The sequence below is a fragment of the Curtobacterium sp. AB7 genome (assembly GCF_044909335.1).
Taxonomy (GTDB): domain Bacteria; phylum Actinomycetota; class Actinomycetes; order Actinomycetales; family Microbacteriaceae; genus Curtobacterium.
On the sequence record NZ_JBIYED010000007.1, the window covers coordinates 1 to 15,976 of the forward strand.

Sequence of the window (15,976 nt, forward strand, 5' to 3'; positions counted from 1 at the left end):
GCCCCCCCCCCCCCCCCCCCCCCGCCGGGGCGCCCCCCCCCCCCCCCCCCCCCGGCGGCCCCCCCCCCCCCCCGGGGGGGGCGCCCCCCCCCCCCCGCCCCCCCCCCCCCCCCCCCCCCCGGGGGGGGGGGGGGGGGGGGCCCCCGCGCCCCCCCCGCCTCCTGTCCGTCCGTCGGTGCGTGCGCTGCAACCCGCGCCCCGACCCGTCCCGCAACGACACCATCGAGGTCGTACGACGTCGATCTTGTCGCTCGGCCGCGACCGTAGCGATCTGGCTGTCACCCCATCCATGGCCGCGCCCCCACCCCTGGCCGTGAGCGCAGCGATGGCGGCACTCGGCGGGAGGCACAACAGAAAATGCCCCCGGACCGAAAGGTCAGGGGGCACCGCATGTTTCTGTGTCCGAAGGGGGACTTGAACCCCCACGCCCTAATACGGGCACTAGCACCTCAAGCTAGCGCGTCTACCAATTCCGCCATCCGGACTGGATGTGTGGCGATTTCCCCGGGTTTCCCCGGCGTCCCTGCCGAGAGAAAACACTAGCACGGGTCTGAACGCCCGATGAACACGGCCGCGCATCCCGGGCGCGTCCAGAGGGCTGGGTTCCCGGCGCGTCCTGCGGCGTCACCGGGCCGGGGCTCGTCGGTGGGGACCGATACCGTGGAGGCATGACGAACCCGGAGTCGACCGCGACCGCGACCGAGCTCGAAGCCACTGCGGCGATCGCGCGCGACCTGATCCGCATCGACACCACGAACTGGGGCGAGGGGAAGTCGCGCGGCGAGACCGAGGCGGCGCACTACGTCGAGGACAAGCTGCGTGGGCTGGGCCTCGAGCCGCAGCTGTTCGAGTCCGAGCCGGATCGCGTCAGTGTCGTCGCGCGGGTTCCCGGTCGCGATCGCGACAAGCCGGCCCTCGTGGTGCACGGGCACCTCGACGTCGTGCCGGCCGATCCGGCGAACTGGTCGGTGGACCCCTTCGGCGGCGTCGTGAAGGACGGCTCGCTGTGGGGGCGGGGCGCCGTCGACATGAAGAACATGGACGCGATGATGCTCACGTCGCTGTCGGACGTCATCGCGGCGCAGGGGGCTCCCGAGCGCGACCTGGTGATCGCGTACTTCGCCGACGAGGAAGCCGGGGGAGTCCTCGGCTCGCACCACGTCGTCGAGCACCACCCAGAGGTCTTCGCCGGGGCCAGTGCCGCCATCAGCGAGGTGGGCGGGTACTCGATCACCCTCGGCGACCGTCGCGCCTACCTGCTGCAGACGGGCGAGAAGGCGCTGATGTGGATCAAGCTCGTCGCCCGCGGCACCGCTGCGCACGGTTCGCACGTCATCCGTGACAACGCCGTGACGAAGCTCGCCGCGGCCGTCGCCCGGATCGGCAGTGAGGAGTGGCCGGTGCGTCTGTCCGCCACGACGGACGCGATGGTCGCCGAGGTCGCTCGGTTTCTGGGCGTCGACCCGACCGTGACGGGCCCGGACGAGGTCGCGCTCGCGACCGGGTCGGCCTCGCGGTTCATCCACGCCGCCCTGCACACCACGACGAACCCGACGGTCCTGACCGCGGGGTACAAGCACAACGTGATCCCGGACACGGCCGAGGCGCTCGTCGACATCCGCTGCCTGCCCGGCGACGAGGAGTCGGTGCTGGCGCGCGTGCGGGAGCTCGCCGGCGACGAGGTCGAGGTCGTGATGTCCTTCCGCGACATCGGCCTCGAGCAGGGCTTCGGCGGACCGCTCGTCGACGCCGTCCGTGACGTCCTCGGCCGCCACGACCCGGGCGCACCGGTGCTGCCCTACCTGCTGTCCGGCGGCACGGACAACAAGGCGCTGTCGACCCTCGGGATCGCCGGGTACGGCTTCGTGCCGCTGCAGCTGCCCGCCGGCGTGGACTTCCCGGCGATGTTCCACGGCGTCGACGAGCGGGTGCCGCTCGACGCGCTGGCCTTCGGTCGGCGTGTTCTCGGGGACCTCCTGGCCACGTACTGATATTGTTCATGGTCGCCTTCGTGGCGGTGTCCTGACCGACCTCCCCCGAAAGGCCCGTGCGTGCACATCCTCGAGGCGATCTTCCTCGGCTTCGTCCAGGGGCTCACCGAGTTCCTGCCGGTGTCCTCCAGCGCGCACCTGCGCATCGTCGGGCTGTTCCTGCCCGACGCGAAGGACCCGGGCGCGGCCTTCACCGCGGTGACCCAGCTCGGCACCGAGACCGCGGTGCTCATCTACTTCTGGAAGGACATCACCCGGATCATCGGGCGGTGGTTCCGTTCCGTGTTCCGGCGCGACGTCCCGAAGGGCGACCCCGACGTGCGTCTCGGGTGGCTCGTGATCCTCGGCACGATCCCGATCGGCATCGCGGGGCTCCTGCTGAAGGACTCCATCGAGACCACGTTCCGCTCGCTCTGGATCGTCGCGATCGTGCTCATCGTCTTCGGCATCGTGCTCGGTGTGCTCGACGTCGTCGGCCGCAAGGAACGTCGGATCGAACACATGACCTTCGGTGGCGGCATCCTGATCGGTCTGGCGCAGGTGCTGGCACTCGTCCCCGGGGTCTCGCGCTCGGGAGCGACCGTGTCGATGGGGCTCGCACTCGGCTACACGCGACCGGCAGCGGCGCGGTTCGCGTTCCTGCTGGCCGTCCCCGCGGTGTTCCTGTCCGGGCTGTACGAGGCCGCGACGAGTCTCGGTGACCACGGAGCGCCGTTCGGGCTCGCCGACACGCTCATCGCGACGGTGGTGGCGTTCGTCGTCGGCTTCGTGGTGATCGCGGCGTTCATGAACTACATCAGCAAGCGCAGCTTCATGCCGTTCGTCGTCTACCGCATCGCACTCGGTATCGTTCTCATCGTGTTGTTGTCGCTCGGAGTGATCCAGCCGTGAGGGCCTGGCAGGCCCCGTCCGTTCCCGACGTCCCCGGCGCAGCGCCGCGGCCCGTCGTGCACGACACCGCCACCGGCAAGCCGGTCGACCCGACGCAGGGCGACGAGCGCGCTGCGCTGTACGTCTGCGGGATCACCCCGTACGACGCCACCCACCTCGGGCACGCGGCGACCTACCTGGCGTTCGACACGCTCGGCCGTGCGTGGCGCGACGCCGGCCTCGACGTCGAGTACGCACAGAACGTCACCGACGTCGACGACCCGCTGCTCGAGCGCGCCACCCGCGACGGCGTCGACTGGCGCGAGCTCGCCGCGTCGCAGATCGACCTCTTCCGCCGCGACATGGAATCGCTCCGGATCCTGCCGCCCGACGACTTCGTCGCCGTCACCGACGAGGTCGACCGCGTCGCCGAGGCCGTCGCGTTCCTGCAGGAGACCGGCTCCGCCTACGAGGTCCCCACCCCGGACGCCGAGGGCGACGACCTGTACTTCGACGTGAACCACCCCACCGACGCGTGGTCGCTCGGCGACGAGAGCGGCCTGGACCGCGAGACCATGCTCACGCTCGCTGCCGAGCGCGGCGGCGACCCGGAGCGCCCCGGCAAGCGTGATCCGCTCGACCCGCTGCTCTGGCGTGCGGCCCGCGACGGTGAGCCGAGCTGGGACTCCGAGATCGGCCCCGGCCGGCCCGGCTGGCACATCGAGTGCAGTGTCATCGCCGGCGACCGTCTCGGCCTGCCGATCAGCGTGCAGGGCGGCGGCAGCGACCTCGTCTTCCCACACCACGAGATGAGCGCGGGACACGCAGCGGCCCTGGCGCACCAGCCCCTGGCGCACGCGTTCGTGCACACCGGGATGATCGCCTACCAGGGCACGAAGATCTCGAAGTCGCTCGGAAACCTCGTCACGGTGCGAGGGCTGCTCGACGACGGCGCGGACCCCCGGGCGATCCGGCTGGCGCTGCTGTCGCACAAGTACTCCGACGACTGGGAGTGGTTCGACGCCGAGCTCACGAGTGCCACGACGCGCCTCGCGACCTGGGACGCGTGGGCATCGGGGGCTTCTGCCGGGCACGTCGACGACGCGGCCGACGCCGCCTCGCGGATCCGGGCTCGGGTCTCCGACGACCTCGACACGCCGGGTGCGGTCGCCGCGGTCGACACCGCGATCGCCGGGGGCACGGCGTGCTCGCCCGAGCTCGCCGACCTGATCGACGCGCTGCTCGGCATCCGCCTGGCCTGAGCCGAGCCGAGTCGGGCTGGCTGTCGGCCTGCGTTGTCAGGTGACGACACGTCGTGTGCCGGTCGCCGGTCGGTCAGGAACTGTCGCCTGGGTGGGCGGCAACCGACAATTCGGGACCAGCCTGCGGAGGCGAGCGGGGTGCCGTGACCGCTCGCGACCCCTGGACGGGAGGCCCGTGGCGGCCCCGTCCCGTGCCTCCCGTCCGCCGTGCGGTCGCAACACGTCGTGTGCCGTTCGCCGGTCGGTCAGGAACTGTCGCCTGAGCGAGCGGCAACCGACAGTTCGCGACCACACTCGGCGGAAGTGAGCGGGGTGTCGTGACCGCACGCCCCGCACGCCCCGCGCACGCCCCGCGCGCGGACTACTGCTGGGGCGGCTGCGGGGGCCGCCAGGGCCCCTCGCCACCAGCGGTACCGCCGTCCTTGCCGTCCTTGTGCTCGCGCCGCCGCAGGTACTGCTCGAACTCCTGCGCGATCGCGTCGCCCGAAGCCTCGGGGGAGTCGACGGTGTCGCGGGCCTGCTCGAGCTGCCCGATGTACGAGGCCATGTCCTCGTCGTCGGCGGCGAGGGCGTCGATGCCGTCCTCCCACTCGGTGGCGTCGTCGAGCAGGGTGCCGCGCGGCACCGTGACGTCGGTGAGCTCCTCGATCTTGTCGAGCAGCGAGAGGGTCGCCTTGGGCGACGGCGAGTTGTGCACGTAGTGCGGGACCGAGGCCCAGAGCGACAGCGTGGTCAGCCCGGCCTTGTCCATGGCGTCGGCCAGGACGCCGAGGATGCCGGTCGGGCCCTCGTACGAGGACTTGTCGACGTCGAACGCGGTGCGGACGCCGGCGTTCTCGCTCGACACGAAGACCGAGATCGGGCGGGTGTGCGGGACGTCGGCCAGCATCGCGCCGACGAAGACGACGGCGTCGATCGAGTACACGTCGGCGAGGTCGATGATCTCGGCGCAGAAGCCGCGCCAGGTGCGCGAGGGCTCCGGACCGACGAGGACGAACACGTCGCGGTCGGTCGGGGAGCCGGTGGCGCCGATGACCGGACGGCCCTCGGCTCCGGGGCCGTGCAGCACGATGCGGGGCCACTGCACCCCGCGGGCGCCGGTCTCGTCGGACCCCATGGTCGGACGGTTGAACTGGTAATCGACGTACCGCTCGCCGTCGAGCTCGCGCAGCTCGTCGAGCTCGAGGGACTCGACGATGCGTCGGGCGAGTCCGCTCGCGGCTTCGCCGGCGTCGTTCCAGCCCTCGAAGGCGACGACGAGCAACCGGCCGTCGCTGAAGGGGGAGTGCTGTGGCACGGAGCGGACCTCCTGGTGGTGGAGCGGAGCGGGGCGGGCACGACGAGGCACCCGGCCGGACACGATGCAGGCATCCACTGTAGGCCCCGGGGGCGCCCGCGGGCATGCGCGTCCGCGCCCAGCGGAACGGCCCCGGTAGACTCGTCGCCCGTGACCGCGCATCCTCCTGCCCTCGTCCCGCCCGCAGCCGTGCTGTGGGACATGGACGGCACGATCATCGACACCGAGCCGATCTGGCAGCGCTCCCAGGTCGACCTGACGAACCGCTACGGCGCCGAGTGGACCCACGAGGACGGCCTGTCCCTGGTCGGTTCCGGCCTCGAGCGCTCCGGTGAGCTCCTCCGCGCCAAGGGCGTCGACATGGAGGTCGAGGAGATCATCCAGTGGATGACCGACTACGTGATGGAGCACCTTCGCGCAGGAGAGCTGCCGTGGCGTCCGGGTGCTCGCGAACTCGTCGAGGAGCTCCACGCCCGCGGCATCCCCACCGCGCTGGTGACGATGTCCCGCCGCAAGATGGCACTCGTCGCCGCCGAGGCACTGGGCGAGCGCGGGTTCCGCGTCGTCGTGGCCGGGGACGACGTGGACCGTCCGAAGCCGTTCCCGGACGCCTACCTCGCCGCCGCCGCCCAGCTCGGCGTCGAGCCGACCGCGTGCGTCGCGATCGAGGACTCCGCCACCGGCGTCGCCTCGGCCGTCGCCTCCGGCGCCGTCACGGTCGCCGTGGAGCACATCGTCCCGCTGTCCGAGATCGCCGGCGGTGACGTGCACCTGACCACCCTGTCGGGTGTCGACGTCGACCGCCTGGTCGAGTTGACGGGGCCGGCGCTGGCCGCACGCGCTGCCGTGACGGGAGGCCCGGCTCCTGACCCGGCGCACGCTGCGGACACCGAGGGAGTCACCCGATGAGCCACACCGACGACCCGACAGCGGCCCTGCCGCACACCGCCGGTGGCGCACCCCACACGCCGCCGCGTGGCCCGTTCCGGGCCGGCGACCGCGTGCAGCTGACCGGTCCGAAGGGCAAGCTCACGACGCTGTCCCTCGAGACCGCTGGCGAGTACCACACGCACCGCGGCGTCCTCCGGCACGACGACGTCATCGGCCAGCCCGACGGCTCGGTGATCCGTGCCAGCACGGGCGACGAGTACCTGGCCCTCCGCCCGCTGCTCAACGACTACGTGATGTCGATGCCGCGTGGCGCCGCCATCGTCTACCCGAAGGACGCCGCCCAGATCGTGGCGTTCGCGGACGTCTTCCCGGGCGCCCGGGTGGTCGAGGCGGGCGTCGGATCGGGTGCCCTCTCCCTGTTCCTGCTGCGGGCGATCGGTCCCACGGGGCAGCTGCAGTCGTTCGAGCGTCGTGAGGAGTTCGCCGCGATCGCGCAGGGCAACGTCGGCACGTTCCTCGGCGCCGTCCCGGACAACTGGTCGGTGACCGTCGGCGACCTGGTCGAGGAGCTCCCCGGCGCCGTCGACGAGCAGAGCGTCGACCGCGTGGTCCTCGACATGCTCGCGCCGTGGGAGTGCGTCGACGCCGCCGCCGACGCCCTCGTGCCCGGCGGGCTCATCGTCTGCTACGTCGCGACCGTCACCCAGCTGTCCCGCACGGCCGAGGCCCTGCGCGACACCGGCCGCTTCACCGACCCGATGCCGAGCGAGACCCTGGTCCGCACCTGGCACGTCGAAGGGCTCGCCGTCCGACCGGACCACCGCATGGTCGGGCACACCGGGTTCCTCATCACGGCCCGCCGTCTCGCCGACGGAACCGTCCTGCCGAACCTGAAGCGCCGCGCGGGCAAGGTCGAGTTCTCCGACGAGGACATCGAGGCCTGGACCCCCGGCGCCGTGGGCGAGCGCGCGACGAGCGACAAGAAGCTCCGCAAGGTCGCACGGCAGTCGGCGGCGCAGGCCCGCAAGGTCGCCGCTGCCGAGGCCGGGTCCGCAGCCGCCGCCGAGGGGTCCGAGCCCGTCAGCGACGCGTCCGAGCCGACCGACGGCGAACGGTAGGCTGACGGACGTGCCCGTCCTGCATCGAACGGAAAGAGGGTCCGTGCGCACCATCCCCGCACTCCTGGTCACCATCGGTCTCGTGGCGTCGCTCACGGCGTGCGCCTCGAACGGCGCCGGTACCACCCCCTCGAGCTGCGCCGCACCCGGTGCGGCGTCCGAAGCGGTGACCGCCACCGGCGCGTTCGGCAAGGAGCCGAAGGTGTCGATCCCGAGCGGACTCACCACGAAGGGCACGCAGGTCTCCGTCCTGAAGCAGGGCAACGGCCGCACCATCGACGACGGCACGCCCGTCCTGATCGAGTACACGCTCGTCGACGGCGCCACCGGCGAGGTCGCGCAGACCAGCGGGTACTCGGGGCAGACGGCTCCGATCACCGCCGGCGCGAGCAACTACGGTGCCCTCGGCGAATCGCTCGAGTGCGCGCAGGTCGGCGACCGCCTGGCCGTCGCACTGCCGAAGAGCGCCCTCAGCAGCTCGGACACCAGCGCGACCACCGACAGCGGCTCGTCGACGAAGACCGAGGACGCCGTCATCGCCGTCATCGACGTCAAGCGGGCCTTCGACGCCCGCGCGACCGGCACCCCGCAGCTCGCCGGCGACAAGATGCCCGCCGTCGTGCTCGCACCGTCCGGCGCCCCCGGCATCACGATCCCGTCGTGGAGCGCGCCGAAGTCGAACGAGACGCACCTGCTCCGCAAGGGGTCCGGTCGCGTGCTCACCGCGAAGGACACCGCGGTCATCAAGTACACCGCCGTGACGTGGGGCACTGACCCGTCCGTGGCCGGCTCCAGCTGGACCGACGGCTCGGGTGCGCAGACCGTGCCGCTCACCAAGGGCCAGGTCGACGAGGGCGTGCGGGGCGCCATCGTCGGGCACCACGTCGGCGACCAGGTCCTGGCCGTCGTGAACCAGCAGGGCACCGCCTACGCGTACGTCATCGACGTGCTCGGAGCGATGTCGAGCTGACGCTCCCACACCGTCCACCGACCGCGGCGCGGGTGCGCTCCGGTGCACCCGCGCTGCCGTAGGATCGCCTCGTGCCAGCGACCCGTGTGCCCCGTGTGCCCGCAGAGGAGCGGCTGTTCAGCCTCGTGCTCGCGCTGCTCTCGACGGAGTCCGGGCTGACCAAGGCGGAGATCCTGACCAACGTGCAGGGCTACCGCCAGCGGTTCACGCCGGGTGGGGACAACGCCTCGCTCGAGCGCCAGTTCGAGCGTGACAAGGACGACGTCCGCGAGCTCGGCATCCCGCTCGAGACCATCGAGACACCGGGTGCCGCCGGCAACAACCAGACGCTGCGCTACCGGATCCCGAAGGGCGAGTACGACCTGCCCGTTGATGTCCGCTTCACCCCGGACGAGTCCGCCCTGCTGTCGCTGGCCGCCATGGCCTGGCGCGAAGGCGCCCTGTCCGCCGACTCCCGTCGCGGGCTGCTGAAGGTGCGGTCCGCGGGCTCCGAGGACGATGACGGCGCACTCCAGCTCGGCGTCGACGCCTACGCCCCGCGACTCCGGGCACGCGACGCGGCGTTCGAGCCGCTCCGCTCCGCCCTCGACCGCGGTGCCGCCGTCCGGTTCGACTACATCACCCCGGGCCAGCACGAGGCCCGTCGTCGCGAGGTCGCCCCGCTCGCCCTCGTGCAGCACGGCGGCCGCTGGATGCTCGCCGCCCACGAGTTCGCCACGGACTCGGACAAGAACTACCTGCTCTCACGCATCGTCGGACCCGTCACGCAGTACGACGTCGGGCAGCACACCGCCCCGGTGGGCGCGGGGGAGCGCACGCTCGCCGAGCTCGAACGGATCTGGTCCGCCCGCACGGCGCGCATCGCGGTGACCCCCGGATCCGACGCCGAGCGGCGGCTCGCGCGCCGTCGTGACACCGAGACCGACGCCGACGGCGCACTCGTGCTGCACCACGTCGACCCGCAGATCCTGGCCGAGGAACTCGCGGCGTTCGGACCCGAGGTCCGGGTGCTCGAGCCGGAGGACCTGCGGCTGCGCGTCGTCGAGCGGCTCCGCGCGCTCGTGCGCGACCACAGCGACGAAGAGGACCCCGCCCGTGGCTGACGCCCAACCCCTGCAGGCGCAGGACAAGCTCGCCTTCCTGCTCGCCCTGGTGCCGTACCTGATCGACCGCGAGCGCGTCTCGGTGGCCGAGGCCGCGCGCCACTTCGGCGTCCCCGAGGCCCGCATCCGCCGAGCCGTGGAGCTCATCGCGGTGTCTGGGGTCCCCGGTGAGACGATGCAGTACCAGCACGGCGACCTGTTCGACATCGCGTGGGACGACTTCGACCAGAACGAGATGATCGTCCTGACGAACCTCGTCGCGATCGACGACTCGCCCCGGCTGTCCGCGCGAGAAGCCTCTGCGCTCATCGCCGGGCTGCAGTACCTCTCCGCGCTGCCCGAGGCCGCTGATCGCGACGCCATCCGAGCACTCATGGCGAAGCTGTCGCGCGGTGCCGGCGGTGCCGCGTCGACGGTCGCGGTCGGTCAGGACCTGCACGACGTCGCCCTCGCCACGATCCGTCGTGCGATGGCCGACGGCCGCGGGCTGTCCTTCGAGTACGCCGGTCCGCGCACCCAGGGCGGCACCCGCCGGGTCGACCCGCTGCGCGTCGAGTCGATCGACACCGACTGGTACCTCCGCGCCTGGGACCTCGACCGGCAGGCGCTCCGGACCTTCCGCCTCGACCGGATGTCCGGTGCACGCGTCGACGACCGTGCGGTGGAGAAGTCGGCCGACCAGGTGGTGATCCCGGACACGCTGTTCCAGCAGTCGGCAGAGGACGTCATCGTCACCGTCGAGCTCGACTCGTCGTCGCTGCCGCTCGTGGCCGACTTCCTCGCCGACACCGCGGACGCTCCCGACGCCGAGGCGCGCGTGCGCATCCGGCTCGCGGCGTCGAGCGGCTTCGACGGCGTGGTCCGGCTCGTCGCGGGGCTGCCCGGCCGTGCCGTGGTGCTCGACCCGCCCGCAGCGCGGGACGCGGTGCGGGACTTCGCCGCCGCCGCCCTCGCCGCCGGCTGACGCAGCCGCTCGCCGACCGACGCGGCCGACCGACGCGGCCGACCGACACGACTGACCGCCCCCGTCGACCGCTCCTGCATGTGCGTTCGCACGGAGCGCGCCGAACTGTCGGTCCCCACCCCGTAGGATCGACCCATGGCTTCGACGACCGCGCGCGGGCGAGCGAGGCGGCAAGGGCGCCGGAACACCGACGCCGAAGGCCGCATGTCGCTCGGGCAGCACCTCATCGAGCTGCGCAACCGCCTGTTCCGCGCAGTGATCGCCGTGGTCATCGCCGCGGTTGGTGGATGGTTCCTGACCCCGTTCGTGCTGGACTCGCTGCGGGCACCGGTGGCCGAGCTCGCCAAGGTCGGTGGGCACACGGCTGAGCTGAACTTCCCGATGATCACGGGTGCGTTCGACCTCAAGCTGCAGATCGCGATCACGATCGGCATCGTCATCGCCAGCCCGGTCTGGCTCTACCAGATCTGGGCGTTCATCGTGCCGGCCCTCGTGCGGCGCGAGAAGCAGTACGTGTGGGGCTTCCTCGGCACCGCGATCCCGCTCTTCTTCGCCGGGTGCTACTTCGGGTGGTACATCCTGCCGCACGTGGTCGGCATCCTCGGCAGCTTCGTGTCGAGCCAGGACACCTCGATCGTCGACGCGAAGGCCTACTACGACTTCGTCATCAAGCTCATCGTCGCTGTCGGCATCGCGTTCGTGCTGCCGGTCTTCATCGTGCTGCTGAACTTCGTCGGGGTCCTGTCGGCCGCCGCGATCATCAAGTCCTGGCGCATCGCGATCCTGTGCATCCTGGTCTTCTGCGCGATCGTCACGCCGAGCGCCGACGTCATCTCGATGTTCCTGCTGGCCGTCCCGATGGTCGTGCTCTACATCGCCGCCTGCGTCGTGGCATGGTTCCACGACCGACGGATGGCGAAGAAGCAGGCCAAGCTCGACGAAGAGTACGGCCTGTGACGGGCGCGGACCTCAGCGCGGCCGAGCGCTTCGCCGCCGCCAAGGTCCGGAATCGCTCCCGCAACCTGGAGCTGTTCCGCGCCGACCTGCGCTTCGACCTCGACCCGTTCCAGTTCGCCGCGTGCGACGCGCTCGACCAGGGCCGCAGCGTCCTCGTGGCCGCGCCGACCGGTGCCGGCAAGACGATCGTGGCCGAGTTCGCGATCTGGCTGGCGATGCGGCAGCCGACGGCGAAGGTGTTCTACACGACGCCGATGAAGGCCCTGAGCAACCAGAAGTACGCCGAGCTGGTCGAGGTCTACGGCGAGTCCGAGGTGGGCCTGCTCACCGGTGACACCAACGTCAACCCACGGGCGCGGGTCGTCGTGATGACGACCGAGGTCCTGCGGAACATGATCTACGCGGACTCCGACCTGCTCGACGACCTGGCCTGGGTCGTCCTCGACGAGGTCCACTACCTGGCCGACCGGTTCCGCGGCGCCGTGTGGGAAGAAGTGATCCTGCACCTGCCGACCGAGGTCCGGCTGGTCTCGCTCAGTGCCACGGTCTCGAACGCGGAAGAGTTCGGCGACTGGCTGCAGGCCGTCCGCGGGGACACCGACGTCATCGTGTCGGAAGACCGCCCGGTCCCGCTCGAGCAGCACGTCCTGGTCGGTTCGAAGATGGTCGACCTGTTCGACTCCAGCGGTGCGGCCGCGACGAACCGTGTCAACCCCGAACTGCTCCGCATGGTCGGCGGTGCGTCGCGCAGCGAACGGCACGGCGGCGGCCACCGTGGCGGACGAGGGCGCGGGGGATACCACGATCGCCGTGGGCCGCGCACCGAGAAGCTGCACCGCGAACGCATCGCGCACATGCTCGACGAGCGGATGCTGCTGCCCGCGATCTTCTTCGTGTTCAGCCGCGCCGGGTGCGACCAGGGCGTCCGGAACGTGCTGCGCTCCGGCCTGTCGCTCACCACGGTCCCGGAGCGCAACGAGATCCGCGAGACCGCGGAGTACCACTGCCGCACCCTGCCGGACGAGGACCTCGCCGTCCTCGGCTACTGGGAGTTCCTCGAGGGGCTCGAGCGCGGTGTCGCCGCGCACCACGCCGGCATGCTCCCCGCGTTCAAGGAAGTGGTCGAGAACCTCTTCCAGCGCAAGCTGCTCAAGGTCGTGTTCGCCACCGAGACCCTGGCGCTCGGTGTGAACATGCCCGCGCGCACGGTGGTGCTCGAGAAGCTCGAGAAGTTCAACGGCGAGGCCCGAGTGCCGATCACCCCGGGGGAGTACACCCAGCTCACCGGGCGTGCCGGACGCCGTGGCATCGACGTCGAGGGGCACTCGGTCATCCAGTGGACCGACGGCCTCGACCCGCAGGCCGTCGCCTCGCTGGCCAGCCGCCGCACCTACCCGCTGAACTCGTCGTTCAAGCCGACGTACAACATGGCCGTCAACCTGATCGACCAGTTCGGTCGGCAGCGCACGCGCGAGGTCCTCGAGACCTCGTTCGCGCAGTTCCAGGCCGACCGATCCGTGGTCGACCTGGCCCGTAAGGTCCGCTCGCAGCAGGAGTCCCTCGAGGGCTACCGCGAGGCCATGCAGTGCCACCTCGGCGACTTCACCGAGTACTCGACGCTCCGCCGCGAGCTGTCCGACCTCGAGCGCACGAACGTGCCCGGTGGGCGCGAGGCCTCGCACGGCGCGCGGCAGGAGCGGCAGGCCGCGATCACGGCGGTCCGTCGCCAGATGCAGCGCCACCCCTGCCACGCCTGCCCCGACCGCGAGGCGCACGCCCGCTGGGCGGAGCGCTGGTGGAAGCTCAAGCGCGTCAACGACAAGCTGCTCCAGCAGATCCGGTCCCGCACCGGTGCCGTGGCGACCACGTTCGACCGGGTCACCGACGTGCTCCTGCAGCTCGGCTACCTCGTGGACGCCGGCAACGGCGAGGCCACCGTGGCCGCCGGGGGCCGCCGACTGCAGCGCATCTACGGTGACCGGGACCTGCTCGTCGCCGAGTGCCTCGAGGCGGGCGTCTGGAAGGACCTCACGCCGGCGCAGCTCGCCGCGATGGCCGCCACGATCATCTACCAGCCCCGTCGCGACGACGCCCCCGGCACCGAGCACGCACTGCCGCGCGGCGCGTTCCGACCGGCCCTCGACGAGACCCTGACGATCTGGTCGCGCCTCGACGACATCGAACGTGACGCTCGTCTGGCCGGTTCGGTGCCGCCCACCCCGGCGATGGCGGTCGGCATGTTCCGCTGGGCCTCCGGTTCGGCACTCGACGACGTCCTGCGCACCCTCGACCTGCCCGCCGGCGACTTCGTCCGCTGGTCGAAGCAGGTCATCGACCTGCTCGACCAGATCCGGAACGCCGGTGACGACGACCTCGCCCAGACCGCCAGACGTGCGACCGACGCGGTGCGCCGCGGCATCGTCGCCTACGCCGCGGTCTGACGGGAGGCACGGTGCGGGTTCCGGAGACCGGTGTGCGTGGGGTGCCCGCGCGTGTGGGCCGCGGTGCGGACGCGGACGGCCCGTTCGCGGCGCTCCCGCTGGGCACCGCGCTGCCCCTTGCCGTCATCGGCGGGCTGCTCTTCGCGCTCGCGTTCCCGTCGCCCGGTTGGTGGTTCCTGGCCTCCCCGGCGCTGGCCTGCATGCTCCTCGCGGCGATGGGGCAACGCGCCCGCAGGGCCGCGTGGCTTGGCTACGTGGCCGGTGCCGCGTTCTGGATCCCGGCCATCTCGTGGGCCGGTCGCTACCTGGGCCCTGTCCCGTGGTTCGCACTGGCGTTGTTGGAGGCGGCGTTCTTCGCCCTCGGCAGCGTCGCGATCGCCCTCGCGTACCGCTGGGTCGCGCGCGCGGTGCCCTCGACCGCCGGACGCGTGTGGGGCCTCCCGGCCGTGGTCGCCGCACTGTGGACCGGACGCGAGTGGTTCTCGGGGAGCTGGCCGTACGGCGGTTTCGCCTGGGGGCGCGTCGGCCTGTCGCAGTCGCAGGGGCCGTTCACCCACCTCGCGGCGTACGTCGGCGTCCTCGGGGTGACGTTCGTGGTCGTCTACTGCGTCGCGGTCGTCGTGTCACTCGCCCTCGTCTCCCCGCGGGCGCCGGGCGCGACCCTGCGGCTGCCGGTCCGGGTCGCGACCGCCGGCCTGCTCGTCGCCGCCGTCCTGGCGGTGCCGGCCTGGCCGACCGCGACGTCCGGCACCGTCCGGATCGAGTCGGTGCAGGGCAACGGGCCGGCCGGGTACTTCGACCGTGCTGCGCCGGGTGAGGTCCTGGCGGCGCAGGTCGCGGCGACCGACGTCGAGGCGAAGGGCGTCGACCTCGTCGTCTGGCCCGAGGCCTCCGCCGAGTTCGACCCGCGCCAGCAGCCCGTGATCGCGTCGTCGCTCGACGCCGTCGTCGACTCGGTCGGGGCGCCGCTGGTCGCCGGCGCCATCACGCAGACCCCGTCCGGGGTGCTGCACAACACGTCGTTCGTGTGGACCGCCGACGGGTGGCAGTCGTCCTACGACAAGAAGCGCCCGGTGCCGTTCGGCGAGTACGTGCCGGACCGGTGGTTCTTCTCGAAGCTCGCGCCGTCCCTCATCGGCCTGCTGCAGCGCGACTACACGCCGGGCACGAAACCCAACGTGCTGCCGGTGGCGGGGATCAAGGCGGGCATCGCGATCTGCTTCGACATCGTCGACGACCGGCTGTCCCGCGACATGGTGCGCGGCGGAGCGCAGGTGATCCTCGCGCAGACGAACAACGCCGACTTCTCCGGCACCGACGAGAACCTGCAGCAGCTCGAGATCGCACGGATGCGGGCGATCGAGACCGGTCGTTCCCTCGTCAACATCTCGACCGTCGGCGCCTCGCAGGTCATCGACCCGTCCGGACGCACCATCGACCGGGTCCCCGAGTACACCGCGACCTCGATGGTGACCGACGTGCCGCTCGGCACCTCGACGACCCCGGCGTCGCTCGCGTCCGGGTCGATCGCGTTGTTCCTGTCGCTCGGCGGGCTCCTCGTGCTGCTCGCCTGCGCGCCGTGGGGACGCCGTACGCGCTCCTGATCCACCGCCGCGCACCTGAGCGCCCGGACCACGCACTGGGAACGGACTGTGAATGCGCCCAGTCGGGAACGACGGCGCGTGGGACAGTGTTGTGGAGGGCAGACGAGCGAGAGGAGCACACACATGGCTGATCGGAGTCTCCGCGGCATGCGGCTCGGGAGTCAGAGTCTCCAGAGCGAAGAGGGCGTCGAGCTCTCGGACCGCAAGCGCGCGGTCTACCAGACCGATTCGGGGGAGACCTTCGACATCGTCTTCTCCGCTGACGCGGACGTGCCCCAGACCTGGTCGGAGCCACGCTCCGGCCGCGAAGGACGCCTGCTCGGTGACGACGGCATCCCCGTCGAGGTCGCAGCAGAAGACGTCAAGGCGCCCCGTACCCACTGGGACATGCTGCTCGAGCGTCGCTCGCGCGAGGAACTCGAGGAGCTCCTCCAAGAGCGCCTGCAGGTCCTCCGTGCACGACGCGGTGCCTGACACCAGCACCTGACGAACGACGATGCCCGCCCCG

Annotated in this window: 13 protein-coding genes and 1 tRNA gene; 12 read left to right on the forward strand and 2 right to left on the reverse strand. The window is 71.7% G+C overall.

Translation table 11 applies throughout. From position 1 onward, the window contains the following. Positions 1 to 399: 399 nt before the first annotated feature. Positions 400 to 485: transfer RNA gene (locus ABH929_RS14075), tRNA-Leu, on the reverse strand. A gap of 183 nt (positions 486 to 668) precedes the next feature. On the opposite strand from ABH929_RS14075, the gene ABH929_RS14080 reads away from it, so the two are divergent. The 3 genes from ABH929_RS14080 to mshC are packed head-to-tail and all read left to right on the forward strand — an operon-like array spanning position 669 to position 4,123. Continuing rightward, a complete protein-coding gene (locus ABH929_RS14080; protein ID WP_404561672.1) occupies positions 669 to 1,991 on the forward strand; it encodes a M20/M25/M40 family metallo-hydrolase in 1,323 nt (440 codons plus the stop codon). Positions 1,992 to 2,051: 60 nt separating this feature from the next. Further along, positions 2,052 to 2,882, forward strand: a complete 831-nt coding sequence (locus tag ABH929_RS14085) for an undecaprenyl-diphosphate phosphatase (protein WP_111083996.1) — start codon at positions 2,052 to 2,054, stop codon at positions 2,880 to 2,882. Continuing rightward, positions 2,879 to 4,123 (forward strand): cysteine--1-D-myo-inosityl 2-amino-2-deoxy-alpha-D-glucopyranoside ligase, encoded by a 1,245-nt coding sequence (mshC, locus tag ABH929_RS14090; protein ID WP_205462451.1) that lies wholly within the window; start codon positions 2,879 to 2,881, stop codon positions 4,121 to 4,123. Before ABH929_RS14085 ends, mshC begins: the two co-directional genes overlap by 4 nt. A gap of 361 nt (positions 4,124 to 4,484) precedes the next feature. Here the strand turns inward: mshC and ABH929_RS14095 are convergent, their stop codons facing one another. After that, positions 4,485 to 5,420 carry a proteasome assembly chaperone family protein gene (locus tag ABH929_RS14095; RefSeq protein ID WP_263090895.1) on the reverse strand — a complete coding sequence of 312 codons (936 nt, stop codon included), beginning with the start codon at positions 5,418 to 5,420 and terminating at the stop codon, positions 4,485 to 4,487. Positions 5,421 to 5,570: 150 nt separating this feature from the next. On the opposite strand from ABH929_RS14095, the gene ABH929_RS14100 reads away from it, so the two are divergent. The 9 genes from ABH929_RS14100 (at position 5,571) to ABH929_RS14140 (ending at position 15,942) form a co-directional block, all read left to right on the forward strand. Beyond that, positions 5,571 to 6,329, forward strand: coding sequence for an HAD family phosphatase (locus ABH929_RS14100; RefSeq protein WP_240347316.1), 759 nt, complete (start codon positions 5,571 to 5,573; stop codon positions 6,327 to 6,329). Further along, positions 6,326 to 7,429, forward strand: coding sequence for a tRNA (adenine-N1)-methyltransferase (locus tag ABH929_RS14105; RefSeq protein WP_260215883.1), 1,104 nt, complete (start codon positions 6,326 to 6,328; stop codon positions 7,427 to 7,429). Before ABH929_RS14100 ends, ABH929_RS14105 begins: the two co-directional genes overlap by 4 nt. A gap of 43 nt (positions 7,430 to 7,472) precedes the next feature. Further along, positions 7,473 to 8,399 (forward strand): hypothetical protein, encoded by a 927-nt coding sequence (locus tag ABH929_RS14110; protein ID WP_404561673.1) that lies wholly within the window; start codon positions 7,473 to 7,475, stop codon positions 8,397 to 8,399. Positions 8,400 to 8,470: 71 nt separating this feature from the next. Continuing rightward, on the forward strand, positions 8,471 to 9,502 hold the full coding sequence (locus ABH929_RS14115; RefSeq protein ID WP_404561674.1) for a helix-turn-helix transcriptional regulator: 1,032 nt from the start codon (positions 8,471 to 8,473) through the stop codon (positions 9,500 to 9,502). Next, positions 9,495 to 10,466, forward strand: coding sequence for a helix-turn-helix transcriptional regulator (locus ABH929_RS14120; RefSeq protein WP_404561675.1), 972 nt, complete (start codon positions 9,495 to 9,497; stop codon positions 10,464 to 10,466). Before ABH929_RS14115 ends, ABH929_RS14120 begins: the two co-directional genes overlap by 8 nt. A gap of 204 nt (positions 10,467 to 10,670) precedes the next feature. After that, positions 10,671 to 11,423, forward strand: coding sequence for a twin-arginine translocase subunit TatC (gene tatC / locus ABH929_RS14125; RefSeq protein ID WP_263090932.1), 753 nt, complete (start codon positions 10,671 to 10,673; stop codon positions 11,421 to 11,423). Then, positions 11,420 to 13,864 carry an RNA helicase gene (locus ABH929_RS14130; RefSeq protein ID WP_123339651.1) on the forward strand — a complete coding sequence of 815 codons (2,445 nt, stop codon included), beginning with the start codon at positions 11,420 to 11,422 and terminating at the stop codon, positions 13,862 to 13,864. Before tatC ends, ABH929_RS14130 begins: the two co-directional genes overlap by 4 nt. A 41-nt stretch (positions 13,865 to 13,905) precedes the next feature. Then, positions 13,906 to 15,468 carry an apolipoprotein N-acyltransferase gene (gene lnt / locus ABH929_RS14135; RefSeq protein WP_404561676.1) on the forward strand — a complete coding sequence of 521 codons (1,563 nt, stop codon included), beginning with the start codon at positions 13,906 to 13,908 and terminating at the stop codon, positions 15,466 to 15,468. A gap of 123 nt (positions 15,469 to 15,591) precedes the next feature. Then, positions 15,592 to 15,942 (forward strand): RNA polymerase-binding protein RbpA, encoded by a 351-nt coding sequence (locus ABH929_RS14140; protein ID WP_263090903.1) that lies wholly within the window; start codon positions 15,592 to 15,594, stop codon positions 15,940 to 15,942. Positions 15,943 to 15,976: the final 34 nt, after the last annotated feature.